The sequence below is a fragment of the Rhodococcus sp. Eu-32 genome, from assembly GCF_003336925.1.
Lineage (GTDB): Bacteria > Actinomycetota > Actinomycetes > Mycobacteriales > Mycobacteriaceae > Rhodococcoides > Rhodococcoides kyotonensis_B.
The window spans coordinates 17,392-33,826 of the sequence record NZ_QGNK01000009.1 but is presented as its reverse complement, the minus strand read 5'-3'; the positions used below and the strand labels follow the sequence as shown (position 1 = coordinate 33,826).

The following is a 16,435-nucleotide window of genomic DNA, read 5'->3' as shown; positions in this document are numbered from 1 at the left end:
TTTCCGGTACCTTCCCCGCATGCGACCATTGCGCTACTCCATCAACGTCACGCTCGACGGCTGTATAGACCACACGGCGGTGACGCCAGATCCGGAAATGCATCAGCACTCGGCGGACATCATCGCGCGCGCCGACGCGCTCATCCTCGGTCGAGTGACTTACCAGATGATGGAAGAGGCGTGGCGTGAACCCGGACCCGAAATGCCCGAGTGGACGCAGCCGTTCGCCACGGCAATCGGCGCGAAGAAGAAGTATGTCGTGTCGAACACGCTTACAAGCGTCGAGTGGAATTCCGAGCTGGTGCGAGAAGACTTGAAAGAGACTGTGCAGCAACTGAAACAGAAGCCCGGTGAGGGTCTGTATGTCGGCGGCGTGACTCTACCGACGGCGCTGGCCGAGATGGGATTGATCGACGAGTACGAGTTCATCGTTCATCCCCGGATCGTCGGCCACGGGCGAACGTTGTTCGAAGGGATAAAGACGCCCCTGGATCTCGTGCCCGTCGGGCGTCAGGAATTCGCGTCGGGTGCGGTGTCGCTAAGGTACGAACCGAAACTTGGGGCTGGGGCGGAGTAGTCCTCCGGCCACTGCCACCGCTCGGCGTCCAACGCGGTCTACTGACGGAGGGCGGCGGGCGTCCACTCCGGCCAGTCGGCGTTGCCGATCAATCGACCGCGATCGAAACGTGCGACGGTCCGGAACGGCGCACGGGCGGTCGAATTGTCGTACACGACAGCGCGATCAACGACTGCGATTGCGGATCGCACCAGGGGCCACAGTCGGTCGTAACGCTCGCGAATCTTCGTCTCCGGAACCGCGTGGCCACCCACTCGCACGCGATTGGCCACACGAGCAACGGCAAGGTCGACTGGAATTGCGACGACATGCAAGGTCACCAGGTAACTGGCGTCGACCGCGGTTTCACTGAGACTTAGCTTGGACTCGTGCGAGAAGACGGTCTCCGTCACAAATGATTGCCGATCCGCGAGCAATTCAACACGCTGCTCGGCGGCGATACTCGACGCGTCGTAGGCATGTGCGGCCTCAGCGCCAGGCCAGCGAGCGTGGGCGATCTCATTGGCGTTCACGAACGGTAGATGGGTTACCGGTAACAGAACGCGAGCATAAAAGGTGCTCTTTCCCGCGCCGTTCGGACCCGCAAGCAGGTGTAGAACAGGATCGGCGCTCATGCGGGTTCGGCGCCGGGCTTCCTGTGCTGCACGTTGCCGTCTGCGTCGATTTCGACGTACGCACGTCCCTCGTCGGCGAACTCGCTCTCGAAGTTCAAAGATCCCGTCAACGCCTCGATGCGCTCGGTCCATTCAGCACGAGTGACCGCCTGCTCTCGGGCGGACAGGGAGTCGTACGCCTTCCTGCCAGCCAGGACGTCCGAGATATCGCGCGCCGACACATGGCGGGACGTTTCCATTTCCCGACCGACGAGAGCCCAATGGGCTACCTGCTGCGCGGCGCTGCGACTCGAGACTGCACCCGCCAACTTCGCCGCGGCGTATAGGTCGTCGTCTATCCGTAAGGACGAGGTGGTGGCCATAATCATCTCCGATCGGGTGACAACGACCTCCACTGTAGCAATTTGCCACAGCCCTGGCCGACCGAAGTGGCCGCTACGCGACCCGTGCGCGGAAAGTTGGGCCCTGGCCCAACTTTCCGCGCACGGGCGGCGCAGCCGCACTAAATTTCGACGACCGTCAGCCCACCTTCCGCGTGCGTGCTCCGAAGCCGCTTCTTGTCGTACTTCCCGACGCTCGTCTTGGGTACCTCGTCGATGAACGTCCACCGCTCCGGCAACTGCCAGTGCGCGACGCGGCCGTCGAGGAATTTCTTGAGCTCGTCTGCAGTGATGCTCGCACCGTCGCGCACGACGACGGCAACCAGCGGTCGCTCGTCCCACTTTGCGTCGGGGACGCCGATGACCGCAGCCTCACGCACGTCGGGGTGTTCCATGACGTGGTTTTCCAACTCGACCGACGAGATCCACTCGCCGCCTGACTTGATGATGTCCTTGGCGCGGTCGGTCAGCGTCAGGTAGCCGCGTGACGAGATGGTGCCGACGTCACCTGTGCGCAGCCACCCGTCGTCGAACTTGTCCGACGCGTCGTTGCGGTAGTAGCTGCCCGTGATCCACGGCCCACGAACTTCGAGTTCACCGACGCTGGTTCCGTCCCAGGGCAGTTCGGTGCCTGCGTCGTCGACAATTCTCGCCCGGACAGCAGCGATGAATCGCCCTTGCGTGCAGCGCAAGTCGAACTCTTCCTCCGGCGACAGTCCGGCGTCGGGCCTGCCCGACGTACCGACCGGCGAGGTCTCGGTCATGCCCCACGCCTGTGTGATGTGTACGCCGTACTCCTCGTGGAACGCCCGCATCAGCGACGGCGGGCAAGCACTTCCGCCGACCAACACGTCGCGCAGACACGACAGGTCGACCGGGTGCTCGGCGAGATGCGCATATAGGGCCTGCCAGATGGTCGGGACCGCAGCTGCCGCCGTCGGACGGAGCGTTTCGATCATCTGAGCGAGGGGCGCGGGCTGCAGGTACTTGTCGGGCATGATGATCGACGCACCGACCATCAGCGCGGCGTAGGGCAGACCCCACGACATCGCGTGGAACATCGGCACGATCGCGAGGACCGTGTCGGACTGCGCGAGGCCCATGCTGTCCGACATGCATGCCTGCATCGAGTGCAACCAGATCGAGCGATGCGAATACACGACGCCCTTCGGATCGCCGGTGGTCCCGGACGTGTAACACATTGCGGCAGCTGATCGTTCGTCGAGCTCGGGCCAGTCGAATTCCTCGGGCTTGCCGTCGAGCAGGGCCTCGTAATTCAGCACCTCGATGTGAGACGGCGCCTGCACGTCCGCCGGGTCGGCGCCGACGACGACCAGATGCCGGACGGTCGGCATCTTCGGGAGCAGCGGCGTCAAGAGGGGCAGCAGACTGGCGTCGGCGATGATCACTCGGTCTTCGGCGTGCTCCGCGATGTAGACGAGCTGTTCGGGGAACAGTCGGATGTTGAGGGTGTGCAACACCGCCCCCATCGCGGGCACGGCCATGTAGGCCTCCATGTGTGCCGCGTTGTTCCACATGAACGTGCCGACGCGTTGGTCGTCGTCGATTCCGATGGAACGTAGGCCGTGCGCGAGTTGCGCTGCGCGTCGGCCCAATTGGGCGAAAGTGACAGTGCTGGGACCGTCGTCACCCCAAGTGGTGATCCGGGCGTCGGCGTGAATCGTCGTCCCGAAGCGGACCAGCTGGCCGATCGACAGAGGGGTGTCCTGCATCGTGCTCTTCATGTACGTCCTGTTCCTCCGGTGCTCGATGTGGTGCGCATCACAGAGTGCACACTACGGAACCGAACGAACGAGGCGGCAGTTTCAGTGGATCCGGGTGCGTAACGTTGTGGCATGACAGCATCGTTGGAATCATTGGGCGACGAGGCCTTCGTCTCGTTGACCACCTTCCGCCGGTCGGGAGAGCCCGTCTCGACACCCGTGTGGGTCGCGCGCGACGGTGACACGCTGGTTGTCACGACGCCGGCCGAGACCGGCAAGGTCAAGCGCATCAGAAACTCGGGCCGCGTCGAGCTGCGGCCGTGCACCCGGCGCGGCAAGGTGGCCGACGACGCCGTCGCGCTGCAGGGGCAAGCGGTCATCGTCACCGGCAATGCCGCCGATCGGGCCACCGAGAAGATCAAGAAGAAGTACGGTCTCGAATACCGCATCCTGCAGGTGCTCGAACCGCTGATCGCCCGCGGGCGGAAGAAACGGGTGATTTTGTCGATCACCACAGGGTGAATTGTGGCCGACCGGCGGCAGGACGCCGCGGCGTCGGACACGATGCTGCACATGACGTCGTTCGATACAGATGTCCTGGTGGTGGGGGCAGGGCCGGTGGGTTTGGTGCTGGCAGTCGAGTTGGCGCGCCGAGGGGTCGCGACCAGAATCATCGACCGCCGCACCGAACCGACCGACGAATCGCGAGCCGTGGTCGTCCATGCGCGCAGTCTGGAGATGATGGACGCGATGGGCGTCGTCGACGCGATCGTCGATTCCGGCCGCCGGACCACTGCGCTGCACTTCCACGCCGACGGGAAGATGCTGGCCGACGTCCCGCTCGATACCGTCGACAGTCCGTATCCCTTCTCGGTGACGACGGCGCAGACCGAAACCGAACGCATTCTTACCGCCCGGCTTCGGGAGCTAGGCGTCGAGATCGAGCGGGGTGTCGAGCTGATCGACTTCACGCAGGACGGCGCGTCGGTGCAGGCGTTCACGTCGACCGGCAGCATCACGTGTCGCTACCTGGTGGGGACGGACGGGGCGTCGAGCACCGTTCGGCATCATCTCGGCCAGAAGCTGGAAGGCTCCTTCAAGGGCGAGCGGTTCCTGATGGGTGACGTCGACGCGACCTACGACCTGGATCGACGGGCGATGCACATGTTCGCGTCGTCGGGTGGTGGTCCGGCGCTCATCTTCCCGATGGTGGGTGATCGTGTTCGGGTGATTGCCGAAATCGACGCCGCGGATCGAGACCGTGAGGCGACGATGGAGTGGCTACAGCAGGTGTGCGACGAGCGTGGTCTCGGCGCCCAGCTCCGGTCACCGCGTTGGCTGACGACGTTCGAGATTCATCACGCGCAAGTTCCGCGTTATCGAACCGGCCGGGTGTTCCTCGCCGGCGATGCGGCGCACGTGCATAGTCCGGCCGGCGGGCAGGGGATGAACACAGGCATGCAGGACGCGTTCAACCTCGGGTGGAAACTCGCTGCGGCAGTGATGGATACGGCGTCGGAGACGCTGCTCGACAGCTACCACGACGAACGCCACCCCGTCGCTGCGCACGTCATCGGCGAGACGACGCTGATCACACGTGGCGCCACGATGACGTCGAAAGTTGCACGGGGCGTGCGCAATCGGCTCGTTCACGTCGTCGGAGGCGAGCGCTTCGCGCAGCGGCGCATCGCCGACGAGATGGAGGAGTACTCGATTTCGTACGTGCACAGCCCGATCGTTCGGAAGGGCCTGCACGCGCGAGTGAAGGCGGGGGAGGCCGCGCCCGCAGTGGTGGGGACCGAGTTGTGGCCGTACCTCGTGAAGACGCGTCGAGCACGGCCGTCGGACCATGTTCTACTCGTCGTGAAGGCTGAAACGCAACCGATTTCGATACCCGGTACGACGGCAGTAGCAGTGTGGGACGACGAGATCGCCGAGCGATACGGTCTGCAGGAGCACGGCGGCATCGTCGTCATCCGTCCCGACGGGTACATCGCAACGGTGACGCGGGTGGATGACGTCGCGGCCATCGAGTCGGCGCTGGCGTTGTCGACGACGGAGCCCGAACCGGTCTGACGGTATTCTCGCGTGAGTGAGAAAGTTTCGGCGCAGGCTCGTTCAGGTCGTAGGCGTACTGGTTGCGCTTGCCGTTGCCGCCATCGCTGCGTCGACGGCGTGGGTCGCGCACGCGGCATCCGGACGTGTGCACGATGTGGCCGACGCGCCGGAAGCTCCGGTGGTCATCGTGCTCGGTGCCGTGGTGCACGGCGGCAAGCCGGGCGGATTCCTGTCCGGGCGACTCGACGCGGCGATCGCGTTGGTGGAGTCCGGCAAGGCCAAGGCAATTCTGGTCAGCGGAAATCGAGACGGACTGTCGGGCAACGAAATCGATGCCATGACCGAGTATCTGGTCGACGCCGGAATCGATCGCGACATCATCGTGAGCGACGACTACGGAATCGACACGTACGACTCGTGTGTCCGGGCCGCGACGACGTTCGGCGTCACCAAGGCTTTGGTCGTCAGCCAGCCGTTGCACGTGTCGCGGGCCGTCGCGCTGTGTCGCGACGTGGGAATCGACGCCGACGGAGTCACCGCCGGCTGCGAATGCGGATGGCTGCCGGAATGGCGCAACTACGCGCGAGAGTTGCTGGCGCGCCCCAAGGTTGCGTTGGACCTGCTGTCGGGAAGGCCTCCGGCAGTGGTATCGGAGCCGGACGAGTCGTTGCGGGTGGCGGTGCGCTAGAACGCACCTCACGCGCGGTCTTGAAAACCGAGTCGGCGAGAGATGGTCCGGGCGCCGTCGACCAATGCTTCGGCCAACTCCGTCCTGCGGGGCTGCTCGAAGTTGGAAAGGAACCCTCCGAAACTCAACGCAGCGACCGGTCGCCGCGCGCGGTCGAAGATGCAGGCGCCGAGAGCCGCGACCCCAGGGGTGACGTCCTCGAGGCTGATCGCGTAGCCGCGGGCACGGGTGTCGGCGAGGATCCGGCGGAGCGTCGGTTCGTCGACGTCCTGTCCCAGCGGCGTCGTGAGTGGTCCCGATGAGAGCAGTCGCGGCAGCAACGTGTCCTCGAGTTCGGCGAGCAACGCCACGGGCGCGCCGCCGATGAACAGCGGGAGAGATCTGCCGACGGACAGCGACATGACGCGTACGGGACGACTGCTTTCGATGAGGTCCAGGCAGACCGCTCTCGTGCCGTCCGGTACGACGAGGTACACGTTCTCGTCGAAGCGCGCTGCCAGATCGGACATCACATGACTGGCTTCGGTGCGGAGGTCGAAGCTGCCGAGAACACTGGACGCGAGTTCGAAGACGCGCAGTGTCATCTTGTAGTCGCCCGTCGACGTTCGTTCGAGCCAACCGGTGAGCTCGAGCGTCGCGAGTATTCGATGCGTCGTCGTGCGCGTGTAGCCGCACCGTTTCACCAGTTCGTTGATGGAGAGTTCGGGGGATTCGCGGTCGAACGCCTCGAGAATGCGGGTCGCTTTGACGACCGACGCAATGTGATTCTTCGGATCGATCTCGAGCTCGGGGATAGCAGGCATCGGACTTCCTCGGTGTGACCGTTGACACTTCGACGGCCCTGTGAGACCGTTCTCTCGGATTCCGGACAGGCTATCCGGATTCCGGACAACATGCAAGGTCTTCCGCCCACTCCTGTGGGCGACGCTCACCGAGGAGCAACATGACAGCCGTTTCGCAGGTACCGCATTCCATGATCGAACGGGTCGACGGATGGCACATCACTGTCGGCGAGGCTGCCCAGTTCGACTGTGTCAGAGATGGATCGATCGTCGAGTCCATCGTGGGCACCGGTCTCGCAGAGTTCGATTCCGTCGTGCGGCGGTTCGCGCCGTCGAACTACGACGATGCAAGGATTCGCAGCCTGGTCGCGGACCATCTTCGTGGAACGTCCCCGCTGTCCTACCGGGTTCCGGACGCGACTGCTCTCGGCATTCTCGTCGGGGCGTCGTACAAGACGACGATCGACGAGGTACTGGGCGCGGTATGGGAAGCGTGCTGCCACGCCGTGATCGCCGAGGTGACGCGCTTGGGGATCGCGACGTTCATGGTGCACTGCGAGCACGTGACTGCCGGGTCCGTCGTTCGATTTCTCGAATCCGGGGACAGACGGCCCTTCGTGGATTCCATGCGTCCCGCTCTCGACGATGTTGCTCAGGTGGTGTGTCGTGGGTGAGCTGTCCGCACCCACGGTGCTCATCGGAGTCGACAAGGGGACCAGTTCGATCAAGACGATCGCGGTCGACGCGTTCTCCGGTGAACTACTCGCCGAATCCGGGTGTCCGACACCGTCTGTTCGAGCGGGGAGTGACCGTCACGAAGAAGATTGTGAAAAGACATGGCAGACAACGGCGGCAACGATCGCAGACGTCGTGGGACGGCTACCTCGGGACACGCAGTATCTCGGTGTCGGTGTCACCGGGCACATGGGTGGATTGTGGGCGTTGGACGACGAGGGTACTGCGGTCGGTAACGCCATCTGTTGGCCGGATGCGCGCGCAACGGACGTGCTCGACGATGTCATCGGCCGCGACGCCGAGGGCGTGCTCTACGCCCTGGGCGGCAACGCGATGATCCCCGGCATGCCGTACCCGCTGCTTGCGTGGTTGAAGGAGCACGACCCGGAACGCTACGCACGCATCTCCACCGTGTTCATGGCGAAGGACTACATCAACTACCGTCTCACCGGGGTGATCTCCACCGAGGAATCCGACCTGTCCTTCTGGCCCTGTGATCTCGCGGGCCGCACGACGTCGGACATCATCTTCGACGCATTCGGTATTCCCGAGGCCGTGCGCTTCGTCGCGCCCGTTCGGCCCAGTGCCGCCGTGCTGGGTCGAGTAACGGCCGAAGCCGCTGCGCTGACGGGCCTCCCGGTCGGAACGGCCGTCGCCGCGGGATGTGGGGACGCGACCGCGAACATGATCGGAATCGGCGCACAGGGCGACGGACAGGCGACGACGACACTCGGCACCAGTCTGATGAACGGCACGTCCAGCGCGGAGCCGCTGTTCGACCCTCCCGGAATCGGGTTCAGCTTTCTCATGCCGGATGGCCGGTGGCAGCGACAGATCACCAACTCCGGCGGTGGGACTCTGTGCCTCGACTGGGTCGTGCAGACCTTCTGCGGTGACCTCTTCTCCGACATACGGAACGGAACAACAACATTCGGGTCCGTCGTCGAGCAGGCGGCAGTCGCAACGCACCCGGGCAACGGCGGCGTGATTTTTCACCCGTACCTCAACACGGCAGGTGCGACGGCACCGTTCGTGAACGTCCAGGCGCGGGGGAGTTTCGTGGGATTCGGTCCCGAGACCTCCAGCGACCAGCTGATCCGAGCGGTGCTCGAAGGCACGGCACTGGCCATTCGCGACTGCTACGAAGCGATGCCCACGGACATCACGGAGATTCGTCTGACCGGCGGCGGCGCCCGCAGTGCGGCCTGGTGCCAAGTCATCGCCGACGTCATGCAGAAGCAGATGGTCGTCCCCGACGTCGCCGAATCCGGCGCTCTCGGCGCCGCGATGCTCGCAGGCGTCGCCGTCGACCACTATCGCGACTTGACCCACGCCACGACAACACTTGTCCGCGACGGGGCTGTCTACGACCCCGATCCGACTACGGCGAGCACGTACGACGACATGTTCGCCACCTACCGCGCACTGCTGCAGCCGCTGGCACCTGCATGGGCTCGGCAGTTCGCTTTCTCGCATTCCCACAAGGAGAACCAATGATCGTCAGAACCGTTCTGGGAGATATCGATCCCGCAGAACTCGGCGTCACGCTGTGTCACGAACACTTGTTCACGAAACCCCCTGCGTGGGCGACGAACGAGGACTCGGACATGGTGTTGGACAACGTGGACAACGCCGTGTCCGAGCTCGCGGACTTCGAGGCGGTCGGTGGCGGCGCGCTGATCGAGATGACCACTGCCGACTACGGTCGGAACGCGGCCAAGCTGCTCGCCGCGGCATCCCGCAGCGACGTACACGTGGTGTCGGCGTCGGGTTACCAGAAGGGCATCTACTATCCTGATTCGGTCGAGGCCGACAGTGTCGACGATGTGGCGCAGCGGTTCATCGACGACGTCACCGTCGGCGTCGACGGCACCGATCTTCGCGCCGGCGTCATCAAGTACGGAACGTGCCGAACGGACCACATTCGCGACGACGAGAAAAAGGTCCAGAGGGCGGTCTCGCGAGCTCATCTCGCGACGGGAGCCCCGATTTCGACGCATTGCCAGGCAGGCAAGCTCGGCACCGTCCAGGTCGCTGGTTTCGAAGAACACGGTGTCGATCCTGATCGCGTCCTGATCGGGCACGTCGACCGCAACCTCGATTACGACTACGTGCGCGAACTGGCGTCGACGGGGGTCTGGATCGGCTTCGATCACTGGACCAAACCGAAATACCCGTCCGACGACATCCGAATTTCGTTCGTGGAACGGCTTTTCGACGACGGATTCACGAAGGTCATGGTGTCCGGCGACCTCGGGCGCCCCAGCTATCAACCGAGCTACGGGGGCACACCGGGTTTCGCGGGATTGACCCGCCGAGTCCAGGCGCGCATGAACGACAAGCTGATTCATCAATTGTTCGTCGTCAACCCGGCGCAGTTCTTCGCGTTCGAGCCGGTCCGGGCCAGCTGATGTCGAACGACAGCGGAATTCTGTTCGACTTCGACGGCACGTTGGTCGACTCCGGCGGTGCAATTCTCGCGGCGTACCGCCGAACCTTCGAGGACGAACTGGGCGTACCTCTACCCCCCGAGCTCGAGGACGTCCACGTTCTCATGGCACCACGGCCCATCGAAGTGTTCGCAACGTGGTCGGACGGCGACGCTGCGGAGCTGGTCGACGCGTACGGACGTCACTACGTCGGCGGCGCGTACAAGCACGTGCGGCCTTATGATGGAACTTTCGACCTGATCTCCGAATTGGCCTCCAGCGGAACGAAATTCGGTATAGTGACCAACAAGTCGCGGAAGCGCTTGCTCCTCGATCTCGAATGGGTGGGCATCGACCCGGCTTTGCTCAGTTGCATTGTCACAGCGGATGATTCGGTCCAGCGTAAGCCTGATCCCACGCCGATCCGAATCGGTATCGAACGATCGCACATCGATATCGCCGGATCCTGGTACGTCGGTGACGGCCCGCAGGACATTCTCGCCGGAAGAGCCGCCGGCGTGCGCACTGCTGGCGCGAACTACGGATACTACGGCGCGGAGCTTCTGTCTCCGCACGCGCCCGACCTCTCGCTCGAAACACCTCTCGACGCTCTGGGTATTCTCACCTCCTCCCTTCCTCTCCACTAATCGGACACAACCGATGAGGTTGTGACAGAACGGAATCCGATATGCGATCTCTGACGATCAATTCGGTTCGGGACATCAACGATCTGATCGACCTCGAAGACATCCGAACACGTCGCCACAAACTGCTGCTGCTCCTCGGATTGGGCGGCATCGCGTTCGAGGCCTTCTATCTCGCGGTCCTCAGCGCCGGTACGAGCCCGATGACCGAACAGCTCGGTCTCAGTGCGAACGAAGTGGGCCTGGTCAGCTCCTACGGGTACATCGCTACTCTCATCGCCGCATTGACCTGCGGCTTTCTTGCGGACCGTTTCGGTCGCGTCAAGTTGATGGTGGTGGCCAAGATCGTTGCCGTCATAGCGCTCGCCATCATGGCCACAGCGCCGGACTTCCTGATACTCGTCCTCGGCCGATGCCTGGCCGGCGCCGCGTACGGCATCGATCTCGGCGTGGCGATGGCGTACCTGGCCGAGTTCCTCCCGAAGCTGCGACGCCATCTCCTGAACTTCTGGCAGGCCCAGTGGTACATCTCCAGTTCCTTCGCATTGCTGGTCGTACTCGGGCTCTACAACTTCGACCTGGGTCTGAACATCTGGCGCTGGTCACTCGCAGCCGCGGCAGTGTTCGCGATCATCGTCACCGTCGGCCAGATCTTCTTCATGCCCGAGAGTCCACGCTGGCTCGCGGAGAAGAACGACCTCGGTCGACTCGAGAAATCCCTGAACCAGGTCTACGAAATTCAACCGGTGTTTCCGTCATCGGGAGTTCTCGCGGCGGACGAACAGCGCACGGACACCGGCAAGTGGTCCGATCTGTTCAGCAAGACCTACCGTCGACGGACGATTCTGGCCAACGGCGTCACCGCGATGCAGGCGTTGCAGTACTACGCCGTTGCCTACTACTTGCCGGTCATCGCGTTGACGCTCTTCGGGGGCGGATTCGGAGAAGCGATCTTCGGATCGTTGGTGTTCAACATCTTCGGCATCATCGGCGGCATCGCATCCATCTGGGTGGCACGTAAGCTCGGCGCGCACGGCGCAGCAATGTACGGCTTCCTGGCAGTCGCGGCCATGATCCTGGTGCTCGGCGTCTTCTTCGATTCTCTGCCCACCGCGTTGATGTTCCTGGTGCCGGCGATGTTCATCTTCTTCCACTCTGCCGGACCGGGTGTATCGGGATTGACCATGGCGGCCATGGCCTATCCGAGTGATCTTCGTGGTCGCGGTGGCCAAATCGCCACCGTTTCACAGAGTCTCGGCGGAATCGTCGGTCTCTACGCGTTCCCGAACATGGTCGACGCGTACGGATTGTCCACGACCATCACGATCTTCGCGATCGTCCCACTGATCGGTGTCGTCATCTGCCGAGCCATCATGTGGGAGCCGTTCGACGAGGGTGACGCCGTCGCACTCGAAGCAGAGGCCCAGATCGGCAAGCCGCTCGAAGGGCAGGCTCGATGATGCGCACCGCACTGATCACGGGAGGTGCGCAGGGACTCGGATTCTCGACCGCGAAAAGGCTGGGAGAAGACGGTTTTCACGTGATCGTCGCCGATATCGTTCGAGACCGCGCCAACGAGTCCGTAGAGAAGCTCACGGCCGAGGGAATTACCGCCACAGCGGTAGCTATCGACGTAACCGACGATTCCTCGGTGCGAGACTGTTTCGCCGTGGTCGATTCGGTCGGCGGCGGGCTGGATGTACTGGTCAACAATGCGGGCATCATCTCGAGATCCAACGCAGAGGACACCGAGTCCGATCGCTGGGAACGCGAGCTGTCCGTTCACCTCGGTGGTGCCATGCGGTGCAGCAGGGCGGCATTCCCGAGACTGCTCGAATCCTCGGCGCCTGCGATCGTCAACCTGGCGTCGGTGGGGTCGACGTTCGGATTACCGCATCGGTTGGCGTACAGCACTGCGAAGACCGGGGTGGTCGGAATGACACGGACCTTGGCTGCGGAGTGGGGGAGACGGGGCATTCGTGTCAACGCCGTCGCTCCCGGATACATGGACACCGGCATGATGCAGTCGGGCATTGCAAGCGGCACGCTCGACCGCGACCGGATCCTGATGCGAACGCCGTTGATGCGCTTCGGACGGCCCGAGGAGGTGGCGTCGGCAATTTCCTTCCTGGTGTCCGCCGATGCGTCGTTCGTGACCGGTGTCGTACTCGAAGTGGATGGTGGCATCACCATCGACGGAACATTCCACAGTGACAACAGCTACAAGGACGAGGTTGCGTGACATGACAGTTCTCACGACGGCTGTTGCGCCGGAGCAGTTGCGCGACAGAAGTTTTGCGCTGAGGCGTCGAATGATGCATATGGCGGCGGACAAGGGCGAGGGATACATCGCCCAGGGGTTGGGAATCGCAGATGTGCTTGCGGTCGTCTACTTCCGGCAGTTGCGGTTCGACGCGGCCGATCCCGAATGGGTGGACCGCGACCGTTTCGTGCTGTCGACCGGGCACTACTCCGTCGCGCTCTACGCAGTCTTGGCGGAAATCGGAATTCTCGACGACGACGACATCGCGACCTACGGGCTCAACGGCAGTGACCTGCCGATGAGCACATTCGACGAAACACCGGGTGTCGAGATCACCGGTGGTTCGTTGGGGCATGGTCTCGGCCAAGGCGTCGGGATGGCCCTGGGGCTCAGGCTCGACGGCCGGGATTCGAAGGTGATCGTCGAACTGTCCGACGGGGAGCTGCAAGAGGGGTCGACGTGGGAGGCCGCGATGTCGGCTGCGAGCTTTCGGTGCGCGAACCTCACCGCGGTGGTCGACTGCAACGGCATACAGGCGGACGGTCCGATGGTGCTCGACATGGAACCGGTCGCGGACAAGTGGGCGTCGTTCGGTTGGGCGGTCGAGGAAGTCGACGGCAACGATGTCGATGCATTGTGCACGGCCTTCGATCGACTCGACAGCGTCACCGACCGTCCGAAAGTGATTATCGCGCGCACCACCCCCGGGCGCGGCGTGCCGACATTGGTCGCCAGAGAACGCGCGCACTTCGTACGCGTCGAACCGGGTGAATGGGCGTCGCTCATCGAAGAGTTGGAGAACAACCATGCCTGATCTGCTGAACCGTGCCGGAGGCATGGGTGAAATCGCCGAGGTTCAAGGGCCTTACGAGACAGCGCCGTTCGGTAACGAGCTCGTCGAACTGGCGAAGACGAATCCGTCGATCGTCGGACTCAGCGCCGACATGTCGAAGTACTCCGACATCGTCCCGTTCATGAAGGCGTACCCCGAGCGTTATTTCAATGCCGGTGTCGCCGAACAGAGTGCAGTCATGATGGCTGCCGGACTGGCGAAGGTAGGAAAGACAGCGTTCTGTGCCACCTACGCGGCGTTCCTGTCGAGACGTGCGCTGGACTTCATCGCGATCGCGTGCGCCCACAGCAAGGCGAACGTCAAAATCGTCGCGGGATCACCAGGATTGGTGAACCCGTACGGCGCGACGCACCAGTCGCTGGAGGACCTGGTCGTGATGCGCAGCGTTCCTGACCTCACGGTGATCGACCCGTGCGACGCCGTCGAATTGCGACACGCAGTGCGTGCGGCGGCAGCAACTCCTGGCACCTTCTACATCCGAAATCTGCGCGGCAAGGTGCCCGTGGTGTTCGACGAGTCCGATTTCGAGTTCGTCGTCGGCAAGGCGCGGCGGGTTCGCGAAGGAACGGACGTCGCAGTCATCAGCACCGGGTTCATGACGGAACGAGCGATGAAGGCGTCGGATACCGCCCGAGATCTCGGTGTGTCGGCCGCGGTTCTACACGTTCCGACGATCAAGCCGTTGGACGAGCAGGCGATCGTCGACATCGCCTCGTCGGTCGGACGCGTGGTGGTGGTCGAGAACGGATTGCGCGCAGGCGGATTGGGGACTGCGGTGATCGAAGTGGTGCATGATCGCGGTATTGCTGTTCCCGTCACGCGTATCGGTCTGCACGACCGATTTCATCCCTGCGGGTCTCAGGCCTACAACGAGAAGGTCTTCGGTCTCGACCAGGATGCGATCACCGACGCCGTGGTGACGGGTAACTGGGCGTTCGCATGACAGTCGACTACCGCCAGTTCGGCGCGCCCCGTCGGTACATTCAGGGACCGGATGTCATTCGTGACTTGGCGAGTTTCGTCGCCGAGCACGGGCGTCGTCCATTGGTCGTCGTCGATGAATTCGTGCTTGCGACGCTCGGTTCGGTCGTGACGGGGTCGTTCGAGGAAAGTGGCACGGACTACGAGGTGTTGACGTGTTCCGGTGATGTGACGCGGCCGAACATCGCCGAACATGCCGCCCTGGTGAGAGATCGGGGGCGTGACGTGGTCGTGGGGATCGGTGGGGGCAAGGCGCTGGATCTTGCCAAGGGCATAGCCATCGATCTGGGCGCGGAAATGGTTACCTGCCCGACCATCGCTTCCAACGACGGACCGACCGCGCGGATCTTGGCGATCTACAACGAGAGTCATGTGCTGTGCGAAGTCGGCAACCTGGAGTTCAACCCGAGTTGCGTGGTGGTCGATACCGCGCTGATCGCACGTGCTCCTGTCCAGTTCCTGATTTCCGGCATCGGCGACGCAGTGGCGAAGAAGTTCGAGGCCGACGCGTGCAGAGTCGGGACCGGAAACACGATGCAGGGAACCCGGCCGCTGGACATCGGGAGCATCGTCACGGCCGGCTGCTACGACATGCTCGCGACACATGCGGTCGACGCCGTGAAAGCAGTCGAGAACGACGAACTCACCCCTGCTGTCGAATCGGTGGTCGAGGCGGTCGTGCTGCTGTCCGGGATCGGATACGAAAACGGGGGACTGTCCATAGCGCACTGCATGACCAGGGGACTCATGGCAGGCAGGGGAACTCGGTCGGCGCTGCACGGGTATCACGTCGCCTACGGACTACTCGTACAGCTCGCGCTGGAGCGTCACCACGACGACTTGGTCGGTGAAGTGACGGACTTGTTGTCGGCAGTGCAGCTACCGACGTCGTTGGCCGACATGGGGATGCACGACGCAGCGCCCGACGAGATTCGCGAACTCGCAGTCGCCGCCATGTCCGCTCCCCACATCCGGAACACGACCGCCGAGGTCACTGTCGAGACACTCGTTGCAGCGATCGAGACCGTCGAGGCTCGTGCTCTGGAGCGTGCACCGAAAGAACCTCCCCGCGCCCGAGCGTGATGGTGGTGTGCGCCCGTTGGGCGTCGTCGAGGTCATGCGTTGCCATGACGACGACGGCGCCCCTGGCCGCCTCGTCGTCGACGACGCCGTTGATGATTTCGCGGGCCTCGGCGTCGAGACCGGTGGTGGGTTCGTCGAGCAGGACGAGATCACCTCGTTCGACGAGTGCCTGCGCGAGGAGCGCTCGCTGACGTTGGCCACCGGAGAGCGTCGACAATCGGCGTGACCGGAGTTCGGTCAACTTCAGGCGCGCGATGGCGTCGTCGACTGCTTGTCGATCTTGCTTCGTGGCCCGTCCGAGGATGCCGCGTCGCGGCCAGGTGCCCATGGCAACCACCTCGCCGACGGTGATGGCCATGCGGTCGTTCACGTCGGAGCGTTGGGGGACGTAGGCGACGGAACATCGGTGAGTGTCGACGGTGCCGTGTGAGGGCGTGACGATCCCCGCAAGTGATTGCAGCAGCGTCGATTTGCCAGATCCGTTGTGCCCGACGAGTGCGGTGACGGTGCCGGGCCCGAACGATGCGGTGACGTCGTGCAGCGCGGTGGTGTTGCCGTACCGGACGGAGAGGTTGCGTACGGTCACCGATTCGTTCATGACAACCATTGTCGCATATGGTGCTG

The 16,435-nt window shown here is 63.5% G+C and carries 18 protein-coding genes; 13 read left to right on the top strand and 5 right to left on the bottom strand.

Annotation, left to right across the window (positions count from 1 at the left end; genetic code table 11):
* The first annotated feature begins 19 nt into the window (after positions 1-19).
* Entirely contained in the window at positions 20-577 is a 558-nt protein-coding gene (locus DK926_RS12785) for a dihydrofolate reductase family protein (protein WP_114330711.1), read from the top strand.
* 38 nt (positions 578-615) lie between these two features.
* Here DK926_RS12785 and DK926_RS12780 read toward each other — a convergent pair whose 3' ends face one another.
* The 3 genes from DK926_RS12780 to DK926_RS12770 all read right to left on the bottom strand — a co-directional run bounded on the left by DK926_RS12780 (position 616) and on the right by DK926_RS12770 (position 3,316).
* Complete coding sequence (locus tag DK926_RS12780) at positions 616-1,191, bottom strand: zeta toxin family protein (RefSeq protein ID WP_114330710.1); 576 nt, start codon at positions 1,189-1,191, stop codon at positions 616-618.
* On the bottom strand, positions 1,188-1,553 hold the full coding sequence (locus tag DK926_RS12775; RefSeq protein WP_243636783.1) for a ParD-like family protein: 366 nt from the start codon (positions 1,551-1,553) through the stop codon (positions 1,188-1,190). Before DK926_RS12775 ends, DK926_RS12780 begins: the two co-directional genes overlap by 4 nt.
* A gap of 140 nt (positions 1,554-1,693) precedes the next feature.
* The gene (locus tag DK926_RS12770) at positions 1,694-3,316 is read right to left on the bottom strand and encodes a long-chain fatty acid--CoA ligase (protein WP_114330709.1); all 1,623 of its coding nucleotides are present in this window, start codon (positions 3,314-3,316) and stop codon (positions 1,694-1,696) included.
* Between the two features lie 111 nt (positions 3,317-3,427).
* Between DK926_RS12770 and DK926_RS12765 the strand changes: the two genes are divergently transcribed.
* From DK926_RS12765 to DK926_RS12755, 3 genes are read left to right on the top strand one after another with little or no spacing between them, the layout of a single operon-like run.
* Positions 3,428-3,817: a PPOX class F420-dependent oxidoreductase gene (locus DK926_RS12765; RefSeq protein WP_114330708.1), complete on the top strand. Its 390-nt coding sequence runs from the start codon at positions 3,428-3,430 to the stop codon at positions 3,815-3,817.
* A 3-nt stretch (positions 3,818-3,820) separates the two neighbouring features.
* On the top strand, positions 3,821-5,371 hold the full coding sequence (locus tag DK926_RS12760; RefSeq protein WP_243636782.1) for an FAD-dependent monooxygenase: 1,551 nt from the start codon (positions 3,821-3,823) through the stop codon (positions 5,369-5,371).
* 16 nt (positions 5,372-5,387) lie between these two features.
* Positions 5,388-6,041 carry an ElyC/SanA/YdcF family protein gene (locus DK926_RS12755; protein WP_114330707.1) on the top strand — a complete coding sequence of 218 codons (654 nt, stop codon included), beginning with the start codon at positions 5,388-5,390 and terminating at the stop codon, positions 6,039-6,041.
* An 8-nt stretch (positions 6,042-6,049) separates the two neighbouring features.
* Here the strand turns inward: DK926_RS12755 and DK926_RS12750 are convergent, their stop codons facing one another.
* Entirely contained in the window at positions 6,050-6,844 is a 795-nt protein-coding gene (locus DK926_RS12750) for an IclR family transcriptional regulator (protein ID WP_114330706.1), read from the bottom strand.
* 140 nt (positions 6,845-6,984) lie between these two features.
* Between DK926_RS12750 and DK926_RS12745 the strand changes: the two genes are divergently transcribed.
* Genes DK926_RS12745 through DK926_RS12705 form a run of 9 tightly spaced genes read left to right on the top strand, consistent with a single transcriptional unit; the run spans position 6,985 to position 15,811 of the window.
* On the top strand, positions 6,985-7,497 hold the full coding sequence (locus tag DK926_RS12745; protein ID WP_125833400.1) for a hypothetical protein: 513 nt from the start codon (positions 6,985-6,987) through the stop codon (positions 7,495-7,497).
* Entirely contained in the window at positions 7,490-9,055 is a 1,566-nt protein-coding gene (locus tag DK926_RS12740; RefSeq protein WP_243636781.1) for an FGGY-family carbohydrate kinase, read from the top strand. Before DK926_RS12745 ends, DK926_RS12740 begins: the two co-directional genes overlap by 8 nt.
* Positions 9,052-9,969, top strand: a complete 918-nt coding sequence (locus tag DK926_RS12735) for a phosphotriesterase (protein WP_114330703.1) — start codon at positions 9,052-9,054, stop codon at positions 9,967-9,969. Before DK926_RS12740 ends, DK926_RS12735 begins: the two co-directional genes overlap by 4 nt.
* A complete protein-coding gene (locus tag DK926_RS12730; protein ID WP_114330702.1) occupies positions 9,969-10,634 on the top strand; it encodes an HAD hydrolase-like protein in 666 nt (221 codons plus the stop codon). Before DK926_RS12735 ends, DK926_RS12730 begins: the two co-directional genes overlap by 1 nt.
* A gap of 41 nt (positions 10,635-10,675) precedes the next feature.
* On the top strand, positions 10,676-12,091 hold the full coding sequence (locus tag DK926_RS12725; protein ID WP_114330701.1) for an MFS transporter: 1,416 nt from the start codon (positions 10,676-10,678) through the stop codon (positions 12,089-12,091).
* Positions 12,088-12,873, top strand: coding sequence for an SDR family NAD(P)-dependent oxidoreductase (locus DK926_RS12720; protein ID WP_114330700.1), 786 nt, complete (start codon positions 12,088-12,090; stop codon positions 12,871-12,873). The genes DK926_RS12725 and DK926_RS12720 overlap by 4 nt, the downstream gene beginning before the upstream one ends.
* Before the next feature lies 1 nt (position 12,874).
* Positions 12,875-13,708 (top strand): transketolase, encoded by an 834-nt coding sequence (locus DK926_RS12715; RefSeq protein ID WP_114330699.1) that lies wholly within the window; start codon positions 12,875-12,877, stop codon positions 13,706-13,708.
* On the top strand, positions 13,701-14,690 hold the full coding sequence (locus DK926_RS12710; RefSeq protein ID WP_114330698.1) for a transketolase C-terminal domain-containing protein: 990 nt from the start codon (positions 13,701-13,703) through the stop codon (positions 14,688-14,690). Before DK926_RS12715 ends, DK926_RS12710 begins: the two co-directional genes overlap by 8 nt.
* Positions 14,687-15,811: a glycerol dehydrogenase gene (locus DK926_RS12705; RefSeq protein ID WP_114330697.1), complete on the top strand. Its 1,125-nt coding sequence runs from the start codon at positions 14,687-14,689 to the stop codon at positions 15,809-15,811. Before DK926_RS12710 ends, DK926_RS12705 begins: the two co-directional genes overlap by 4 nt.
* On the opposite strand, the gene aztA is transcribed toward DK926_RS12705, so the two are convergent.
* On the bottom strand, positions 15,720-16,409 hold the full coding sequence (gene aztA, locus DK926_RS12700) for a zinc ABC transporter ATP-binding protein AztA (protein ID WP_243636780.1): 690 nt from the start codon (positions 16,407-16,409) through the stop codon (positions 15,720-15,722). The genes DK926_RS12705 and aztA overlap by 92 nt on opposite strands.
* Positions 16,410-16,435: the final 26 nt, after the last annotated feature.